General features: G+C 67.0%; 17 protein-coding genes. 12 read left to right on the top strand and 5 right to left on the bottom strand.

What is annotated here, in order from left to right; translation table 11 throughout:
* Window positions 1-54 precede the first annotated feature (54 nt).
* The 5 genes from ACGFNJ_RS06480 to ACGFNJ_RS06460 all read right to left on the bottom strand — a co-directional run bounded on the left by ACGFNJ_RS06480 (window position 55) and on the right by ACGFNJ_RS06460 (window position 5,470).
* Complete coding sequence (locus ACGFNJ_RS06480) at window positions 55-975, bottom strand: sulfotransferase family protein (protein ID WP_393444121.1); 921 nt, start codon at window positions 973-975, stop codon at window positions 55-57.
* A gap of 21 nt (window positions 976-996) precedes the next feature.
* Window positions 997-1,581, bottom strand: a complete 585-nt coding sequence (gene cysC / locus ACGFNJ_RS06475; RefSeq protein ID WP_393444119.1) for an adenylyl-sulfate kinase — start codon at window positions 1,579-1,581, stop codon at window positions 997-999.
* A 17-nt stretch (window positions 1,582-1,598) separates the two neighbouring features.
* Window positions 1,599-2,849, bottom strand: a complete 1,251-nt coding sequence (locus tag ACGFNJ_RS06470; RefSeq protein WP_393444117.1) for an aminotransferase class III-fold pyridoxal phosphate-dependent enzyme — start codon at window positions 2,847-2,849, stop codon at window positions 1,599-1,601.
* Window positions 2,850-2,885: 36 nt separating this feature from the next.
* On the bottom strand, window positions 2,886-4,400 hold the full coding sequence (locus ACGFNJ_RS06465) for a GMC oxidoreductase (RefSeq protein ID WP_393444115.1): 1,515 nt from the start codon (window positions 4,398-4,400) through the stop codon (window positions 2,886-2,888).
* Window positions 4,401-4,540: 140 nt separating this feature from the next.
* Window positions 4,541-5,470, bottom strand: coding sequence for a LysR family transcriptional regulator (locus ACGFNJ_RS06460; RefSeq protein WP_393444113.1), 930 nt, complete (start codon window positions 5,468-5,470; stop codon window positions 4,541-4,543).
* 294 nt (window positions 5,471-5,764) lie between these two features.
* On the opposite strand from ACGFNJ_RS06460, the gene ACGFNJ_RS06455 reads away from it, so the two are divergent.
* The 12 genes from ACGFNJ_RS06455 to ACGFNJ_RS06400 all read left to right on the top strand — a co-directional run bounded on the left by ACGFNJ_RS06455 (window position 5,765) and on the right by ACGFNJ_RS06400 (window position 18,948).
* A complete protein-coding gene (locus ACGFNJ_RS06455) occupies window positions 5,765-6,709 on the top strand; it encodes a GlxA family transcriptional regulator (protein ID WP_393444111.1) in 945 nt (314 codons plus the stop codon).
* 39 nt (window positions 6,710-6,748) lie between these two features.
* Complete coding sequence (locus tag ACGFNJ_RS06450) at window positions 6,749-7,477, top strand: HD domain-containing protein (protein ID WP_393444108.1); 729 nt, start codon at window positions 6,749-6,751, stop codon at window positions 7,475-7,477.
* Window positions 7,478-7,607: 130 nt separating this feature from the next.
* Window positions 7,608-9,065, top strand: a complete 1,458-nt coding sequence (locus ACGFNJ_RS06445; RefSeq protein WP_393444106.1) for an amidase — start codon at window positions 7,608-7,610, stop codon at window positions 9,063-9,065.
* Between the two features lie 151 nt (window positions 9,066-9,216).
* On the top strand, window positions 9,217-11,004 hold the full coding sequence (locus ACGFNJ_RS06440; RefSeq protein ID WP_393444104.1) for an ABC transporter ATP-binding protein: 1,788 nt from the start codon (window positions 9,217-9,219) through the stop codon (window positions 11,002-11,004).
* Window positions 11,001-12,734, top strand: coding sequence for an ABC transporter ATP-binding protein (locus ACGFNJ_RS06435; protein ID WP_393444102.1), 1,734 nt, complete (start codon window positions 11,001-11,003; stop codon window positions 12,732-12,734). The genes ACGFNJ_RS06440 and ACGFNJ_RS06435 overlap by 4 nt, the downstream gene beginning before the upstream one ends.
* Window positions 12,731-13,834, top strand: a complete 1,104-nt coding sequence (locus ACGFNJ_RS06430) for a FecCD family ABC transporter permease (RefSeq protein WP_393444100.1) — start codon at window positions 12,731-12,733, stop codon at window positions 13,832-13,834. Before ACGFNJ_RS06435 ends, ACGFNJ_RS06430 begins: the two co-directional genes overlap by 4 nt.
* The gene (locus tag ACGFNJ_RS06425) at window positions 13,831-14,886 is read left to right on the top strand and encodes a FecCD family ABC transporter permease (RefSeq protein WP_393444098.1); all 1,056 of its coding nucleotides are present in this window, start codon (window positions 13,831-13,833) and stop codon (window positions 14,884-14,886) included. Before ACGFNJ_RS06430 ends, ACGFNJ_RS06425 begins: the two co-directional genes overlap by 4 nt.
* Window positions 14,883-15,725: an ABC transporter ATP-binding protein gene (locus ACGFNJ_RS06420; protein ID WP_393444096.1), complete on the top strand. Its 843-nt coding sequence runs from the start codon at window positions 14,883-14,885 to the stop codon at window positions 15,723-15,725. The genes ACGFNJ_RS06425 and ACGFNJ_RS06420 overlap by 4 nt, the downstream gene beginning before the upstream one ends.
* Window positions 15,722-16,558 carry a siderophore-interacting protein gene (locus ACGFNJ_RS06415; protein ID WP_393444094.1) on the top strand — a complete coding sequence of 279 codons (837 nt, stop codon included), beginning with the start codon at window positions 15,722-15,724 and terminating at the stop codon, window positions 16,556-16,558. The genes ACGFNJ_RS06420 and ACGFNJ_RS06415 overlap by 4 nt, the downstream gene beginning before the upstream one ends.
* Before the next feature lie 135 nt (window positions 16,559-16,693).
* A complete protein-coding gene (gene panD, locus ACGFNJ_RS06410; RefSeq protein WP_069161464.1) occupies window positions 16,694-17,101 on the top strand; it encodes an aspartate 1-decarboxylase in 408 nt (135 codons plus the stop codon).
* A gap of 44 nt (window positions 17,102-17,145) precedes the next feature.
* Entirely contained in the window at window positions 17,146-17,388 is a 243-nt protein-coding gene (locus ACGFNJ_RS06405; protein ID WP_393444091.1) for a phosphopantetheine-binding protein, read from the top strand.
* 48 nt (window positions 17,389-17,436) lie between these two features.
* Entirely contained in the window at window positions 17,437-18,948 is a 1,512-nt protein-coding gene (locus ACGFNJ_RS06400) for a tryptophan 7-halogenase (protein ID WP_393444089.1), read from the top strand.
* Window positions 18,949-18,956 lie beyond the last annotated feature (8 nt).

The following is an 18,956-nucleotide window of genomic DNA, read 5'->3' as shown; positions in this document are numbered from 1 at the left end:
GTCCGCCCTTTCGCCCCGGTCAAATCGGAAACACCCGCCGCGCGGCCTGTACAGTCACGACGCGTCGGCAATGCCATAGCCGAGGCGAGTGAGCTCGTCCCCTGCGATCGCTTCGAAGGCGCTGATCTGCGACGCGGTCAGATCACGTCGATACCGGCTGACTTGCTCGCGGTACAGCGGTTTCGCCGCCGCTGCTGCGGCGGGATGCCCCCACGACTTGTGGAACAGCGAGTGGTTCAGCGACGAGTGATCGAGCACCTCGTCGCGCCACGCCACCCCGACGAAGTCCAACACCCGCGCCAACGTCCGCTTCGGGTCGTCGACGAGATCCTCGTATCGGATCTCGAGGTAGCGATCGACGGGCGCCACTCGGCGTGGCCGCTCGACGACCTCGAGCCAGCCGCGGGCCGCCGCCTCGGAGTCCCGATATCCCCAGGTCACCGTGTTCAGGTGGGATGCGGCGACGTCACGGCCGTCTCGAATGATGTGGACGAAGTGCGCCCGTGGCCAGATGGCCGCGAACTCGTCCACCCTGGCGATCTTGCGTTGCAGTTTGATTCCCCAGCGCTGTTTCCCGGTTCGCGACTGGCGGTATTCGCCGACCGCCTCGACGAGTCGGCAGCGATCCTCGAGCGTCTCGAGGTCGGAGCCGCAGGTCACCGCGACCTCCTCGACCAGAGAACGCAGTACCTCGGGCGGCACGCCGAAACGTTCGCATTGTTTGACGAAATGTGCGCCGTGGTACCAGTACGGATCGCCGGTATCGGTGCCGGGACCGAGCACCCGACTGTCACCGGCCAGCAACAGATCACAGGCCTCAATGACGTGCGGGCCGAGGTTCACCGGTTCGACGAAGTCGAGCTCGGGCCCGACCGCGAGGTCGGGGTGTGAGTCCAGTACAACACTGAACAGTGTTGTGCCGGAACGATTCTCCCCGCCGAGGAGAACGGGGTTGGTGACGAGCGGGCTTCCCATGATGGCGTGCACTCCTGCTTGTCAGGCGAACGTGGAACCGATCGGCTGCGTGGACTGCGGTAGTCGGGTCGCCAGCACGGCGAGCAGCTCCGCCAGGCTCTGGTCGACGGTATCGGTGCTGGTGTCCAGCCGGAGATCGGGCTTCTCCGGCGGTTCATACGGGTCATCGATGCCGGTCAGTCCGGTGATCTCGCCTGCTTTGGCGCGCGCGTAGAGGCCTTTGACGTCTCGTTCGACGCACACCGATAGCGGTGTCGCGACATGCACCTCGACGAAATCAATGCCGCCCGCTCGATGATAAGCACGGACACCGTCCCGGGCTGCTCGATACGGAGAGATGATCGAGGCGATCACGATGACCCCGTGCGTGGCAAGCAAGCGAGCAACCCAACCCACCCTGCGCACATTCGCGTCACGATCATCCCTGCTGAAACCGAGGTCCTGTGCGAGGTGCTGGCGGACGACATCGCCGTCGAGTACCTCACAACGTCGGCCCTCGGCGCGAAGTTGGCCGGCCAATGCGCCTGCCAAGGTGGTCTTTCCAGCACTGGGCAGGCCGGTCAACCACACCGTGATGCCGTGCTTCGGCCGTTCGATGAATTCCACTGTTCCTCCCGTTCCGTTCATTCGACCGAGGCCTCGGCCGACCAGTGCGTCACCGCTTCGGCGGACGCGGCGAAGTTGTCTCTGGCGAAAGGGATCAGCGCTTCGGCCGGCGGCAGATCAGGCCGTGCTCCCGGTGTCAGTCCTGCGGCGATGGTCTCCCGTGCAGCATCGAGCGCGTCGTCGATGTCGTTGTCGGTGGTGCCTGCCGAAGGCAGGAATCGGCCGCCGTACTGCATCAGAAAGCCCCGGCACCACATCTGTGTGCAGAAGTGGTGACCGGTCTCGGCGTCACCGAAGACCAGGTCGAACATGGCAGTCCGCGCGAACGCCCATGCCGGGATGTCCGCAGCGGCGAACAGGCCGTTCAGCCCGTCCATGAGTCGGCGCCCGATGCGGTCGATCTCAGCTGCTGGCGAATCCTGCTGATACACATCGAGTGTGGCCGATGCCGCCGCGAACGGTGTCACCTCACGTTGAAAAGTGTTGCCCACGTAAGTCCTCTCCTGCGCCAGCAGGATTTCACCGCGGCCGAGCACTGCGGACAATGCCGTACCGTTCGCCAACCCCTTGCTGATCGTGATGAGGTCCGGCTGCACGCCTGCTGCAGCCGCGTAACCACCTGTGGCGTAACGGAAGCCGGTCATCACCTCGTCGATGATCAGCAACGCGCCGGACGATCGGGCGACCCGCTCCAGTTCTCTCAGATATCGCTCCGGAAAGAAATTCACCTCGGGCGTGACGATGACCGCGGCAACGTCCCCGGCCCCGCTCAATGTGGCCAGGCGGTCCAGGTCGTAGGCGAAGTCGGTCGTGTCCAGATCGCGATCGGGCAGTGCGAGGTGGGGGCGGTACTGCAGCTGCCAGTCATGCCAACCGTGGAAACCACTGGTCAGCACTCGTCGTTTGCCGGTGTACACCCGCGCAAGCCGGACCGCCGCGGTCGTCGCACAGGAACCGGTGCGAAAGAACAGTGCGCGCTCAGCACATGGGAACAACTCACAGAGCCGCTCGGCCACTTCGACCCGAAGCGTGGACAACGGGCCCGCCACGATCCCACCCGTTCGGTACATCTCTTCGACGGTCCGGTCCAACACCGCGCGATGGCCTGCCCCCAAAGGTGCGGCACCGCTGCACGAGGTGAAGTCGACATAGCGATTGCCCTCGTGATCCCACATATGTGCTCCGGATGCACGTTCCATGATGAACGGGAATCGTGGATGAACCTCCCAGTTCTGTGACGCGGTCACTTTCCTGGCACGATCTACCATCGCAGAACACATAGGAATCCCTTTGGTCGATGTCGGTTAGGCAAGGTTGGTCGATAGATATCGGCTGATGCGCAGCGCATTCGCTTGGATGGTCAGCGTCGGATTGACACCGCCCGCGAAAGGAAAGAAGCCGCCGTCGACAACATGAAGGTTGGCCAGATCGTGGACCCGGCCCGTGGCGTCGACCACCGAATCCGCGGGATCGTCGCCTGCGCGGCAACCTCCGTGCAGGTGCCGACTGCCTCGGTGGTATTGCGATTCCAGATAAGCGACATCGGAAGCACCTGCGGCGACCATTATTTCGGTCGCGCGCTTTTCCAGATAGTGCAGGCGCTCGGCGTCGACGGGGTGAGTCGTGTAGTCGATCGCGATCGAAGGGACGCCGAACTGGTCGAGGTCTCGATCCAACCGGACGCGATTCGTGCGCATCGGCTGATCTCCGGCCACGAAATGCATCCGCACTGCGATCCGACCGTCAACCGGCGCCCGGGATTCCGGGCTGGCTTCATACATCATCCCGCCGAGCCCGGTCGGGCAGTCGGGGTCGACGTAGTAGTTGGAGAACGCGACCGTGGAGTGCGGTCCGGTCGGCCGGTTCACCCTGTTCGGTGGGATCGCCAGCCTGCCCTCCACCGACCCGCTGACCTTGAATGACAGTCCGCGACCGACCATGTCATGCCGGTTGCCGAGCCCGGTCAGCGCAAAGCGCTGCGCGGATCGAAGCAACAGCGCCGAAGATTGCACGGCATTCGCGGCAAGCACTACCGACCCCACCCGGGTCCGATGGCGGGTACGTGTTGCCAGGTCGAGCCACTCGACCCAGCCGACGCGGTCGGCCGCGGCGAGCACGAGCTGCAGCGCCCTGCTGCCCGCGACCACCGAGAGTCCGTCGGCCCCACGATGCGGATCGAGAAACACTGCGGCTGCATCGGCTCTGGCGCCGGTCGGGCAGGCGTATTCGTTGCATGGCGTGAGTCGGGCACACGACGGCCGACCCTGGTAGGGAACGGAATTCACGGCAAGCGGGGTAGGGAAGGGACGCAGCCCGATGGTGTGGCCCGCGTCGGCAAGCAGGCTGCCAGGCAGGCTCAGCGGATGGGGTGGCATCAGTGCCGCCGGGCTGAGCGGGGCGTGCGGATCACCGTCGTCCCTTGCGACACCGATCCGTTGCTCTATTTCGTCGTAGTACGGCCGGAGATCGTCATAGGAGATAGGCCATTTCGGATCAAGGGCATCGCCCGCCACATGATTTCCGATGTCGAAATCAATATGCCGATAGCGAAAGGATATTCCGGCATAGAACGCCGTACCGCCGCCCATGCCGCGTGCGCTCCACGGACGCCCGGAGTTGCTCCGTATGCCGTTTTCCACGACGTAGGCGCGCGGCCAGCCCGGTTCGACGTCGCCCATCCTCGGCGCCTGGCGAATTTCGCCTTCCTCGAGCACCAATACCCGCAATCCGGCATACACGAGTTCTGCCGCCGCCACTGCACCGCTAGCCCCGCCGCCGATAACGCAGACGTCGAAGTACGCCGAATCATTCTGCGTCATGCCACTATCCGACCCCCCGTTACCCGAATTTCTGATACTGCAGCGTGCCCTGATGAGGCAATTGTTGCGAGCGATCCCGACCGGATCAAGGGCCCGATGCCGATCGCAACGATCAGCCGTACTACTCGATGGCAGCTCGACTATTCGGTACACAGACCAGGGTGGCAGGTGGCAACCTCTCGGGCACACGCCACGAACGCTCGGGCCGCAGGCGTCATCGCTGCTGTCGGCCACACCAGCCCGCTGCGACTCGGTGCCGCGTCCTTCAAAGGCACAGCGACGACACCTGGGTGACCGTGATAGTCGGCAAAGGAAGCCACCGTGGGATGAACGACATCGCCTTGCGCAACCCGAAGCAGGATCTCGCTGAATGTGCGGGCTTCCGGACCACGCCGGATGGTCCGGCCTGCAGCGGTGTACTCGGGAACCAGATCGCGAGTCGATTCCTCCGGAAGCAGCGGTGCGCTGTGCACGGCGTACTCTGCCACGTCTTCCCAACTCACCGCTGCGCACGCGGCAAGGGGGTGTTCCTTCGCGACGGCGACAACCCGGCTCTCACAGGACAGGACCGGATCGACTGTCAAATCCTCGCGTTCGATCGGCAACCTGATTGCCAGCACGTCGATCTCGTTGTCGCGCAGGCAGGCCAGCAGATCGCGGTCGAATCCGAGATCGAGGTGCTCGACGCTGCACTCGGGGTGTTGCGCACTGAACCGGCACACGATGTCCGGCATGAGCGGTCCCGCTGCGATCGGTGTGCCGAAGCCGACACGCACGGTGCCGGAGACGCCGCTCGCTGCTTCTTCGGCGGCAGTCAGCGCATCACGCAAATCGGAAAGCGGCCCCTCGACGCTGCCACGCAGCCGTGCGCCGAGCTCGGTGAGCTCGACCTTGCGACTCGTTCTGGTGAACAGGGGGCCGCCGATGCGTTGCTCGAGCTCCCGGACCAGCTGGCTGACTCGTGATTGCGATATGCCGACGCGCTGTGCCGCCCGCCCGAAGTGTAGTAGTTCTGCGACTGTCAAGAACACTCGCAGGTCCTGAAACTCAACTCCCTCTCCCGAATTCATCCCACGACAATACCGCTCGGCATTCTTTCGGCTCGCTGAATAGTGTTACGGCACAACGATGTTCAGGTGGGAAGCAAAACGGTGGTGGCGTGTTGGGGACATCCGCACTTCGCGAATTGTCCGGATGGGCAATTCGGCTTTGCGCTGGACGGCGGGCGGCGACGAGCGGCCATACCGCAGACGACCTGCCGTGCGGTGTTACGGAAAGTTTGCTGAACGGTGTTCAGTGTGATGTCTCGATTTGTGGGGTTCGTGTCCTTGTGGACGTTGGGTGGGTCGATGAGACTTGGCGGTATGGAATCGGTTGGCGACGTCGTGGTTGCGGTGGCGGACGGTGTGATGCTGGTCGATGTCGCCGGGCCGGTGCAGGTATTCGATTGGGCAGGGCATCGGATTCGGTTCGCTTCGCCCAATGGGGAAGCGGTGCGGACGAACGTTGGTGTGCCGCTCGGGGTGAGTTGCGCGATCGCTGAGATGGACGGGGCGGTGGACACGTTGTTGGTGCCGGGGTATCCGCACCAGCAGGCCATGTCGGCGGAGTTGGTTGCTGCGGTGCGAACGGTCAGTGTCGGCGCGCGGCGGGTGGCTTCGGTGTGCACCGGTGCCATGGTGCTCGCCGAGGCCGGATTGTTGGGCGGACGGCGGGCCACCACCCATTGGTTGATGTGTGAGCAACTGGCGCAACGGTTTCCGGATGTTCAGGTGGATGCCGATGCCATTTATGTGCGGGACGGGCGGGTGACAACGTCTGCCGGGGTGACCGCGGGCATCGATATGGCGCTGGCGCTTGTCGAGGATGATCATGGCGCGGCGGTGGCGCGTTCCTTGGCGAAAACCCTCGTCGTCTTTCTGCGGCGGCCCGGCGGGCAATCGCAGTTCAGCGTGCGCGAGAGTGCGGGGTTGGCGCGCAGCGCCGGGTTGCGGCGAGCGGTGGACGCGGTGGTCACGGACCTGGCGGCCGACCACAGCCTGCCTGCGATGGCGCAGCGCGCCGCGCTGAGCGAGCGCCATTTGAGCAGGTTGTTCCAGCAGGAGATCGGGATGACGCCCGCGCAGTACGTCAAACAGGTTCGGGTGGAGGCGGCGCAGGCGCTGCTGGAGGCGGGCGACCAGCCGATCGCCACCGTCGCACGGCGCAGTGGTTTCGGTTCCGAGGAAACGTTGCGCCGCACCTTTCTCGAAGCGCTCAGCACCACGCCGAGTGACTACCGCAAGCGGTTTCGCACTGCCGCTCGCTGAACCATTTCTCGTCGCATGTCATTAGTTGGGAGTAGAAGCATGTCTATATCCAGTCGCGCCGATGACAATCTCGCCGGAGCTGCCACGGTGGATACCGGCATATCAGTGGCGGCACAATCCGATTCGCTGGCATTGCCGTCGAATCCGTTGGTGAACAAAGCAACTGCCCTGATGGTCAGGACGCTGCCGCCTTTCCTCTGCAATCACAGCGTGCGCGGCTTCCTGTTCGGCCGGGCCATCGCGCAGCAGCAGGGCCTGCGTCCCGGCACCGACTACGACGAAGAAACCATGTACCTCATCTGCGTCCTGCACGACCTGGGCCTCGCGGAAAATGCCACCGGCGACTTGCCTTTCGAGATCGACGGCGCGGACATCGCCGCCCGATTCCTCGAGGACAACGGCGTCACCGACAGCCGAGTGGACACCATCTGGGATGCCGTCGCCGCGCACACCATCGGCTTCATCGAATCCCCTGTCTTCCAGCGCCGCAGGCCACCGGAGATCCGAATCGCCATCCAGGGCATCGGCATCGACGTCGGCGGCGCACCGACCGACCTGCCGCCTGGTTACGCCGACCTGGTGCACGCCGGCTATCCGCGTCTCGGCGGCACCCGTGCGCTCACCGACACCATCGCATCCCAGGCCATCGCCAACCCACGTAAGGCCCCGCCCGTCAGCTTGGCCGCCGAGATCCTGCGTGTGGTGCACCCCGACCGCCCCCTTCCCGGCTGGGACGATTTCACCGACGCCAGCGGTTGGCAGGACTGACAAAGGCTCAGGGGGTGGCCGGTCGAACAATGCCAGTTCAGAGGCATATTCGGGGCGAATAGTCAAAGTCGTCAAGGGCCGGATGCGTGTATAGGATCGGCAGCGGCACAACGAGTTCAAGGGGGACCTGATGTCTGGACTGGAATTCGCGACGCTGCGTGATCAGGTGGCCGCGCTGCGGGCCAAGACCATCTCGGCCACCGAACTGCTCGAGCTGAGCATCGCGCGCATCGAGAAATACGACGACAAAGTCAATGCCGTGGTCGTGCGGGATTTCGACCGTGCTCGGGCGGTCGCGGCGCAGGCCGACGCGGCACTGGCGCGCGGTGAACGCGCGCCGCTGCTCGGCGTTCCAGTGGCGGTGAAGGAATCCTTCCACGTCGCGGGCCTGCCGACCACCTGGGGATTTCCCGACGCCGAAGGTTGGCAGCCCGACGAGGACGCGGTGCTGGTGCAGCGGGTCAAGGCGGCGGGCGCAGTGGTGGTCGGCAAGACCAATGTGCCACGCGCCCTGCACGATTGGCAGTCCTACAACGACATCTACGGCACAACGAACAATCCGTGGGATCTGACGCGCTCGCCGGGCGGCTCCTCGGGCGGCTCGTCGGCCGCGCTTGCCGCCGGGTATGTCGCGCTCGCGCTCGGTTCGGACATCGGCGGATCGCTGCGGGTGCCCGCGCATTTCTGTGGCATCTTCGCGCACAAGCCGTCGCGAACCCTGTTGCCCGGCCGCGGAAATACGCCGCCGCGGACGCCGACGTTGCCCGCTCCGCCAGACCTCCCCGTGGTCGGGCCGATGACGCGTACCGCCGCCGATCTGACGTTGGCGACCCTGCTGCTCGCCGGTCCCGACGAGGTGGAGGCGGTCGCCTATCAACTGGCGCTGCGTCCGCCGCGCGGCGCCGAGCTCGCCGATTTCCGGGTGCTTGTCGTCGACAGTCATCCGCTGCTGCCGACCTCGGAGGTCGTCCGCACCGGTATCGACCGGATTGCGCGCGGGCTCGAACAGGCAGGCGCCACCGTCGCCAGGCAGAGCACGCTGCTGCCCGACCTCACGCTGACGGCGAAAACCTATCTGACACTGCTGAGTTCGCAGTTCAGTGCGGACACGCCCGCCGAGGCATACCGGGCCGCCCAAGCCACCGTCGCCGCATTGCCGCCGGAGGCCGACAGCGTGGAAGCGGTGATGAGCCGAGGTTTCGTGGCCACCCACGCCGACTGGATCAGGGCCGACCGGGTCCGCATCGGCCTCGCCGACCAGTGGCGACGCCTGTGCGCCGAGTTCGACGTGGTGCTGTGCCCGATCTCACCGACACCGGCCTTCCCGCACGATCATTCGGAGATGAGCACCCGCAGGCTCGACATCGATGGCACCGCACACCCTTACGGTCGCCACCTGGTCTGGGCGAGCGTGGCCACCGTGCTCGGGCTGCCGTCCACCGCGGTGCCGATCGGGCGGTCCCCGGACGGGTTGCCGTACGGCATGCAGATCATCGGCCCGTATCTCGAAGATCACACCACGCTGCGGTTCGCGGAGTTGATTGAGCAGGAGTTCGGCGGCTTCACGCCGCCTCCTGGCTTCGACTGAGGCCGAAGGGAGTCCGGTCCGAGGGCGTGCCGCAGCGCGGAGGAGCAGGGGACGGGTCCCATCGCGGACAACTTAGCCTGTACTTTCTTAATGCAAGCATGTAAACGGAAAGGTCGCCCGGCCCGGGGCGCTGGGTTCAGGAGGTCGCCCCATGGCACAAACAGTCGCGGCCGACGCCGTGCCAGTTCCCTCGGGCCTGGCCCAGTTGGCGCGGCTGTTGCGGCCGGTGCGTGCGCTTCTCGCGGTCGCGGGACTCCTGCAGATGGTTGCCGCGGTCGCGACGATCGCCTCGTTCGTCGGACTGAGTCAGCTCCTCATCGATCTGATCCGGGACGGCGCGCCAGGCACGATCCCCGGCTGGGTCTGGGTCGTGGTGATCGCCCAGTTCGTGGTGCCCGCGGCGCACGGCGTGTCGTTCGCGCTGAGTTTCGCGGCGAGCAGGCGGGTCGAGTTCGCGGCGCGGCAGGACGTCGTCGCGCATCTGCAACGGATTCCGCTCGGCTGGTTCACCGAACACGGTTCCGCTCGGGTGCGCAAGGCGGTCGGCTCCGACATCGGCTCGCTCACCGGGCTTGTCGGCGAGACCATCCCGATGCTTGCGCGCTTCGTGACCACCACGGTGCTCGCCACCGGATACCTGGTGCTGGTCGACTGGCGGACGGCGTTGCTCGTGCTCGCGCCAGCGGTGGCGGCAACCGTGCTGCTGACCAGGCACGGCCGCGACCGCTCCGCCGAGGACGCCGAGTTCGAGGACGCGGCACGGCTGCTGACGGCAAGGACCACCGAACTCGCCCAGGGCATCTCGGTGTTCAAGATGTTCGGCCGCGCCGAGCGGGGCACCGCCCGGTTCGACGCGGCCGCGGATCAGTACGCCGCGGCCTACCTGCGCGCCGAGGCGGTCGAAGCCCGGCGCACCCGTGCGACCTCGATCCTGTCCTCGTGGCTGGTCACCCTCGTCGGCACCGCGGTGATCGGCGCCGCGTTCACCGCGGCGGGCTGGATCGACGGCGTCGACGTCGTGCCGTTCCTGCTGTTGTCGTGGATCGTCTCCCGCGGTGTCTGGTCGCTGCCGCTGGTGCTGCTCGTGCTGCGGCGGGCCCGCGCGGTCGCGGGGGGCATCGGCGAGATCTTCGCGGAGCGGGCGCTCCCGACCACCACACTGGCGGCCGCACCGGTCGACTCCGCGCCCGCGGTCGAGTTCACGGACGTGCGATTCGGCTACCGGCCGGACACTCCGGTGCTGCGTGGCATCGATCTGCGGCTCGCACCGGGGACGGTGACCGCGCTGGTCGGCGCGTCCGGATCGGGCAAATCGACGCTCGCGCGCTTGCTGCCGCGCTTCTGGGATGTCGACGGTGGCGCGATCCGGGTGTGCGGCCGCGATATTCGTGACTATCCACCCGAGCAGCTGTATCGGATGATCGCGTTCGTCTTCCAGGACCCGGAGCTGCTGCGCCGTTCGATCGCGGACAACATTCGGCTCGGTCGGCCGGACGCCGACGCCGCGGCGATCGCCGCGGCCGCCCGCGCGGCCTGCATCGACACCAGGATCGAGGAACTGCCCCGCGGCTACGCATCGGTGGTGGGGGAGGACGCACTGCTCTCCGGCGGTGAAGCCCAACGCGTCGCGATCGCCAGGGCGATCCTCGCGGACGCCCCGATCCTGGTCTTGGACGAGGCGACCGCGTCCGCCGATCCGGAGTCGGCGGCGCGGATCCAGGATGCGCTGTCGAACCTGATGGCGGACAAGACAATTCTGGTGATCGCGCATCAACTCGCCAGCATTGTCGATGCCGACCGGATCGTGCTGCTCGACCGGGGCCGCATCGACGAGGTCGGCACGCACGCCGAACTGCTCGCCTCGGACGGGCGCTATGCGCGCCTGTGGGCCGCGGCCACCGGCACGGCACCGAGTGAGAGCGAGGCGACCGCACGATGATGCGAATCTCCGATGGGGTGGTCGCGGAACCGGTGCGGCGCAGGCTGCGCCGGTGCTTCGGGCTCGTCGCCGCGGCGGCGCTCGTCGAGGGCGGGTGTTTCGTCGGGCTCGTTCCGCTACTCGGCGCACTGCTCGAACGGCGCTTCGCGGCGGCCGGGTGGTTGGCGGCGGCGCTGGTCGGGCTTGCGGCGGTCGCGGTCGCCGCAGGCCGGTCGGCCTCGGCCCGCCAGCGCGCGGTGACCAGCGCGATCGTCGCCTCGTTGCAGCATCGGCTGGCCGAGCAGGTGGTCCGGCTACCGCTCGGCTGGTTCGGACCTGCCCGCACCGATGCGTTGACCAGGCTGACCAACGAGGCCGCCAGAATGCTGGCCGCGGCACTCAATGGTGTTGTCGCGGTGAATATTCGAGCGGTGACGTTGTCCGCGGTGGTGTGGTTGACCTTGGTCGTCGTCGACCCGGTGACCGGCGCGGTGGCCACGGCGGGCCTCGCCTTGCTTGTGGTGCTGTTCTTCGCGGCGGCTCGGCTGCTGCGTGGTGCGACGGCGGCGGAGAACGCGGCGACCGAACGGATCAACGGTGAACTGCTCGAATTCGCCAGGCAGCAATCGGTGTTGCGGGCCTACGGGCGCGCCGGTCAGGCGAACGCCGAGTTGACCGCGGCGCTGACCAGGGTGCGGTCGGCGGCGGCCGCGTATTTCCGCGGCGCCATCATCGGGTCGGTCGCGTTCCAGCTCGGCACCGCCGTGTTCCTGTCCTCGGTGCTGATCACCGCGCTGCTTCGCGCAGCGACTATTGGCGTCGTGAGTGCGCTGACGGTGATCGTGCTTGCGGCCTTGCTCGTCGACGCGACGGCCGCGCTCGGCCGCACCGGCAGCGTCATCTGGGCCGCCGAACGCACCATCGCCGAGATTGCCGAGATCATCGAGACGCCAGTGCTTCCCGAACCAGGCACCTCGGCGACCACGGACGATGCGTCGATTGTCTTCCGGGACGTGGTGTTCGGTTATGCGCCGGGTGACCCGGTGCTCGACGGCGTCTCGTTCGAGGTGCCGCAGGGTTCGGTGTGCGCGGTCGTCGGCCCCTCCGGGTCGGGCAAGACCACGCTCGCCCGGCTGGCGGCCCGCTTCCGCGATGTCGACAGCGGATCGATCACACTGGGCGGCGCCGATATTCGTGAACTCCGTGCGGCGGACCTGATGGCGCGGGTGTCGATGGTGTTCCAGGACGTGTTCCTGTTCGACGCGACGATCCGGGAGAACGTGCTGCTCGCGCGCCCCGACGCCACGCAGGCGCAGCTCGCCGAGGTGGCGCGGCTGGCCAGGGTCGACGAGATCGTCGACCGGCTGCCGCACGGCTGGGACACCGGGGTCGGCGAAGTCGGGTCCGCGCTGTCCGGCGGTGAGCGGCAACGGATCTCGTTCGCCCGCGCGCTGCTCAAGGACGCGGACGTCGTCCTGCTCGACGAGGCGACGTCGGCGCTCGATGCCGAGAACGCGGCCGCGATCCGGTCCGCGACCACGGCGCTCACCCGCGATCGCACGGTCCTTGTCATCGCGCACCGGCTGGAGACGGTGCGCACCGCCGACCGCATCGTCTTCCTCGAGCACGGCCGCGTCGCCGAGACAGGCACGCACACAGAGCTACTCGCTCTCGGCGGCCGATATGCGAGCTTCTGGCACGAACAAGAACGGGCACAACGGTGGACGATCGGCGCGGGGATCCCGGTATGACGCAGGAGCGGAACACTACTGCGACCGTGGAACACCACGCGGCATCCACTGGCGCACTCGTCGAAAAGGGCAGCGACGCAACGGCGCCCGTCGGCGCCGTCACCTCGGGCACCGCGCGCATGTCCGGGCTCCTCGTCGTCCTCGGCATCCTGGTGGTGGCGTGTGTGCTCAGCCTGACCATCGGCACGCGCGATATCCCGGTGCACACCGTGTGGGATGCGCTGTGGCACTTCGACGGCTCGGCGGATCAGCTGGTGGTGCGGTCGCTGCGGGTGCCGCGGACCCTGCTCGGGCTGCTCGTCGGCATGGCACTCGGGGTGTCCGGTGCACTGATCCAGGCGATGACCCGAAATCCCTTGGCGGACCCCGGCATTCTCGGGGTCAACGCGGGCGCGGCGTTCTTCGTCGCGCTCGCGGTCACGCTGTTCGGGTTCACCAGCATCTGGTCCTACGTCTGGTTCGCGTTCCTCGGTGCGGTGGTCGTCACCGTCGCGGTGTATGCGCTCGGCTCGCTCGGTCGCGGCGGCACCACCCCGATCCGGATCACGCTCGCCGGCGTGGCGATCGGCGCCGTCCTGAGCGGCGTCACCACCGGGCTCATGCTGCTCGACCCGGCCACCTTCGACCAGCTGCGCAGCTGGAATGCCGGGTCGACGGCGGGCGCCGACATGGACGTCGTGCTGGCGGTCGCCGGGTTCGTCGGGGTGGGGCTCGCGGTCGCGGTGGCGATCGCGCGGCCGCTCAACGCGATTGCGCTCGGTGACGACATGGCCCGCGCACTCGGCGCCGATATCGCGGGCACCCGCAGGCTCGGCGTGCTCGCGGTGACGCTGCTGTGCGGTGCGGCAACGGCGGCGGCGGGACCGATCGGCTTTGTCGGACTGATGATTCCGCATGTCGCCCGCTGGATCGTCGGCCCGGATCAGCGCTGGATCCTGCCGTACGCGGTGTTCGGCGCACCCGCGTTGTTGCTGATCGCCGATGTCGTCGGGCGGCTGGTGGTCCGCCCGGCGGAGCTGCAGGTCGGCATCGTCACCGCGTTCGTCGGTGCGCCGGTGCTGATCGTGCTGGTCCGGCGCAAGAAGGTGAGCGGACTGTGACACGAGGTACCGCAATAGATTTCGGTCGCGGGGTCGCCGTGGTCCGGATCAACGGGCGCTTCTCGGTGCGGATCGGTCTGCGCGTGCTGACCGTGGTGCTGGTGCTGCTTGGGCTGACCGCCGCCGTCGCGGTCCTCGCACTCGGCACCGGCGAGTACACCATTGCGCCGGGCGAGGTGCTGCGCGCGATATTCGGAACGGCCTCGCGCAAGGTCGAGTTGGTGGTCAATGAGTGGCGGATGCCGCGGGTGCTGCTTGCGATCATGCTCGGCGCCGCGCTCGGCGCGAGCGGCGCCATCTTCCAGTCGCTGACCAGGAATCCGCTCGGCAGCCCGGATATCATCGGTTTCAACACCGGCTCCTATACCGGAGCGCTGGTGGTCATCCTGTTCACCAACGGCGGCTATTACCAGACCGCGTTGGGTGCGCTGGTCGGCGGAATCGCCACGGCGGCAGTGGTGTACGTGCTCGCCTTCCGGCACGGCGTCCAGGGCTTCCGGCTGATCATCGTCGGCATCGCGATCAGCGCGATGCTGCATTCGATGAATGTGTGGCTGATCATCAAGGTCGACTTGGCCGCCGCGATGACGGCGGCGGTGTGGGGGTCCGGCTCGCTCTCCGGCCTGCACGTGGCGCAGGTCGTTCCGGTGGCCGTGGCCTTGCCGGTGCTGCTGACCTGCGCGGTGCTGCTCGCCTATCGAATACCGGTGCTCGATCTGGGCGACGATGCCGCACGGGCGCTCGGTATCAGGGCCGAGCCGACTCGACTCGGCCTGGTCATGGTCGGGGTCGGTCTCACGGCCCTCGCGACGGCGGCGGCAGGCCCGATCGCGTTCGTCTCGCTGGCCGCGCCACAGCTGGCGCGCCGGTTGACCAAGACGTCGTCCGTCGCGGTGCTGCCTGCCGCGGCGATGGGTGCGCTGCTGCTTGTCACCGCGGATCTCTTGGCCCAGCGCGTATTTTCCCCGACCCAGCTGCCGGTCGGGGTGGTCACGGTATCCATCGGCGGTGGGTATTTCGTCTGGCTGCTTGCCAGGGAGGTGCGACGATGAATTCGGCTCCATCGAGATTGTCCGCGAACGACATCACGATCGGCTACGACAAACGGGTGATCAGCGCGGATTTGACCGTCGCGATCCCCGACGGCGCGTTCACCGTGATCGTCGGCCCGAACGCGTGCGGGAAATCGACGCTGCTGCGGGCCTTGTCGCGCCTGCTTGCGCCAACGGCGGGTCAGGTGCTGCTCGACGGCAAGGCGATTTCCTCCTATCCGGCGAAGGAGGTCGCCAGGCGGCTCGGCTTGCTGCCGCAGACATCGGTTGCCCCCGAAGGGATTTCGGTCGCCGATCTGGTCGCGCGTGGTCGCTATCCGCATCAGAAGCTGATCAGGCAGTGGTCGACCGCGGACGAGGCGGCGGTGGTCGCGGCGATGGCGGCGACCGGGGTCACCGAGCTGTCGGCGCGGCTGGTCGACGAGCTGTCCGGCGGGCAACGCCAACGCGTGTGGGTGGCGATGGTGCTCGCGCAGCAGACGCCGCTGATGCTGCTCGACGAGCCGACGACGTTCCTCGACATCGCCCATCAGATCGAATTGCTGGAGCTCTTCGCCGATCTCAACCGCGACCACGGCCACACCCTCGTCGCGGTGCTGCACGACCTCAACCACGCGTGCCGCTACGCCGATCACCTCATCGCGATGAAGGACGGCGCCGTCGTCGCCGAAGGCGCACCGGCACAGGTGATCACGGCCGAGCTGGTCGAATCCGTCTTCGGTCTGCGCTGCCGAATCATCGACGACCCGGAATCCAATACGCCACTGGTGATTCCGCGGGTACGTGAGCGCGAACGGCAGCGCGTCAGCGAAACCTCGACATGGAAGGAACTGTTGTGAACCACGTACGAACGCCAGACCTGGACACGGTGAGCCTGGTGCTGCATCCGCTGCACCCGCGCACCCTCGAGGTGCTCGACTCGCAGCGACTCACCCCGCGGATGCAGCGGATCGTGCTCGGCGGCGCGGAGTTGGAGGCCGACTTCCCGTTTGTGCCGATGGCTCCCGACGACCATCTGAAGCTGTTCTTCCCCGATCCGGCGACCGGCGAGCTGATCATGCCGGTCATGGGCCCGACCGGGATGCAGCCGCGCCCCGATGGGCGGCGACCGGAGTTCCGCGACTACACGATTCGCGCCTTCGATGCCGAAAAGCGGGCACTGACTATCGATTTCGTGCTGCACACGCACGGTGTCGGCGGAACGTGGGCGGCCACGGCCCGCCCCGGCGACCGGATCGGCGCGGTCGGCCCGCGTGGTTCGCATATCTATCCGGTCGGCTACGACAGCTATCTGCTGGTGGCCGACGAGACCGCGCTGCCCGCGCTGAGCCGCTGGCTCGAAGAGCTGCCCGTCGGCAAAGAGGTGATCGCGTTGATCGAGGTCCGCGACGCCGCGGACGAGATCGCGCTGCCCGAGTGGGCGCGGGTGCGGTACCTGCATCGCAACGATGCCGCGCCGGGCACCACCACCTTGCTCGCGGACGCGGTCCGTGCGCTCGAGCCGCCGAGCGGGCGGCTGTTCGCCTGGGCCGCAGGGGAGGCCGATTCGCTCAAGCCGATCCGCCGCTACCTGGTCGATGCGCTGAAGTTGCCCAAGACCCAGCTGAAGATCGATGGGTACTGGCGGCGCGGCACGGTGAATCTGGACCATCACGCCGAAGAAGACAACTGACTCGACTTTTTAGCCTATACAGAACTACAGCGTCTCGGGTAGCAACTTCACTCAAAGTTAGTGTAGCCTAACTCCGGTATCGGGGTCCGGCACACTGCCGTTCAGCCCATCGAATTACCCAGTGGGAGAGAGTGAATGCTTCGGACGCTCGTCAACGGAAAGATCCACCGCGCCACCGTCACCCAGGCCGATCTGCACTACGTCGGGTCGATCACCATTGACGCGGACCTGATGCGGGCGAGCGATCTGGTCGAGGGCGAACGGGTGCAGGTCGTCGACGTCACCAATGGCGCCCGGCTGGAGACCTACGTGATCACCGGGGCCGCAGGCTCGGGCGTGATCGGCATCAACGGCGCGGCAGCCCATCTGGTGCACCCCGGCGACCTGGTGATCATCATGTCCTTCCTGCAACTCGATGCCGCCGAGGTGCTGACTCATCAGCCCAAGGTCGTGCATGTCGACGCCGACAACGCGATCGTCGCGCTCGGCAACGACCCGGCACAGCCCGTGCCGGGTGCGGTCGGCCAACTCTCCTCCCGTTGAGCACATCACGCACCGATCGATATCCAGAGAAACGAGCACACGCCATGGCCGAGGAAGCCACCACCACTGTCGACCGCGAGACGGTGATCGCCGATATCGCCGCCATGCTGGGCATCGCCCCGGCCGAGCTGACCGAGGAGACGAATCTGCTCGACGCCGGGATGGATTCGGTCCGGCTGATGTCGCTCGTCGAGCGGTGGCGGGCCGGCGGCGCGGCGCACGCCGACTTCGTCACGCTGGCCTCCGATCCGGTTCTCGGTGTGTGGCTCGACGTGCTCGCCCCGTGAGTTGTTGGTTCCCCGCAGTTTTGGTTTGACAGATTCGAGGTATGACAGATGGGCGTTGTCGAAACGGTCGACGTGGTTGTCGTCGGCGGCGGGCCTGGCGGTTCGACCGTCGCGACCTTGCTTGCCCAGAGCGGCCGGTCGGTCGTGCTGCTGGAGCAGGAGCAGTTCCCGCGCTACCAGATCGGTGAATCGCTGCTGCCCGCAACGATTCACGGCGTCTGCCGGCTGCTCGGCGTCGACAAGGACATCGAGGCGGCAGGCTTCATGCACAAGCGCGGCGGCAGCTTCCGGTGGGGCACCAGCCCGGTGCCGTGGAACTTCCTGTTCGCCATTTCCCCCGAGTTCTCCGGTCCTTCGTCGTTCGCGTACCAGGTGGAACGGATGAAGTTCGACGAGATCCTGCTGCGGCACTCGGCCAAGTCGGGGGTGGACGTCCGCGAACAGGCCAGGGTCACCGAGGTGATCAACGACGCGACCGGCCGCGTCTGCGGCGTGGTCTACACCGATGCCGCGGGCAACACCCGGCGGATCGAGGCGCGCTACGTCGTCGATGCCAGCGGCAACAAGACCAGGCTCACCAAGCACAGCGGCGCCGAGCGGGTCTACGCGGACTTCTTCCAGAACGTGGCCCTGTTCGGCTACTTCACCGGCGGAAAGCGCTTGCCCGCACCGGATTCGGGTAACATCCTGTGCGCGGCATTCGACGAGGGCTGGATGTGGTACATCCCGCTCACCGACGAACTCACCAGCGTCGGCGCGGTCATCGCCAAGGAGCACGCCGCGAAGGTGCAGGGCGATCAGGAGGCGGCGTTGCGGCGCTTCATCGGCCGCTGCACGATCGTCGAGGACATGCTCGCCGACGCGACCAGGGTGACCGAGGGCACCTACGGCGAGATCCGCACCCGCAAGGACTACTCCTACGCCAACACCAAGTTCTGGGGCAACGGCATGGTGCTGGTCGGCGACGCCGCGTGCTTCATCGACCCGGTGTTCTCGACCGGCGTCCACCTGGCCACCTATTCCGCAGTGCTGGCGGCCCGCTCGATCAACAGCGTGCTGTCCGGCGAGCTCACCGAGGACCGTGCGTTCGGCGAGTTCGAGGGCCGTTACCGGCGCGAGTACGCGGTGTTCTACGAGTTCCTGTCCGCCTTCTACGACATGGAACAGTCCGAGGACTCCTACTTCTGGCGCGCCCGCAAGGTCACCAAGATGGATCGCGACGATGTCGCCGCGTTCGTTTCCCTTGTCGCGGGCGGTTTCTCCGGCGAGAGCGCGCTCACCGACCCGGAGGCGCTGATCGGCAAGTTCCGGGCCTCGACCGAGGCGCTCACCACCGCGACCACGAAAACCGGTGGCATGGAAACCGATTCGGGCCAGCGGATGGGTCACCTGTTCAACGCTCCGGTGGTCCGCTCGGTGATGGAGGAGATGAACGCGCTGCAGGCGCGCGGTCTCAGCGGCACGGCGACGGTCGAGCCGCCGCTGCTCGACGGCGGTCTGGTGCCCTCGGCGGACGGATTGTCCTGGGCCGAGCCTGTTTCGGTGTCGCCGACGCGATGAGCCGCTGC

This window comes from Nocardia sp. NPDC049149 (genome assembly GCF_043197455.1).
Taxonomy (GTDB): domain Bacteria; phylum Actinomycetota; class Actinomycetes; order Mycobacteriales; family Mycobacteriaceae; genus Nocardia.
Note: the sequence above shows the minus strand (reverse complement) of the source record. Positions and strands in the feature narration are given on the sequence as shown.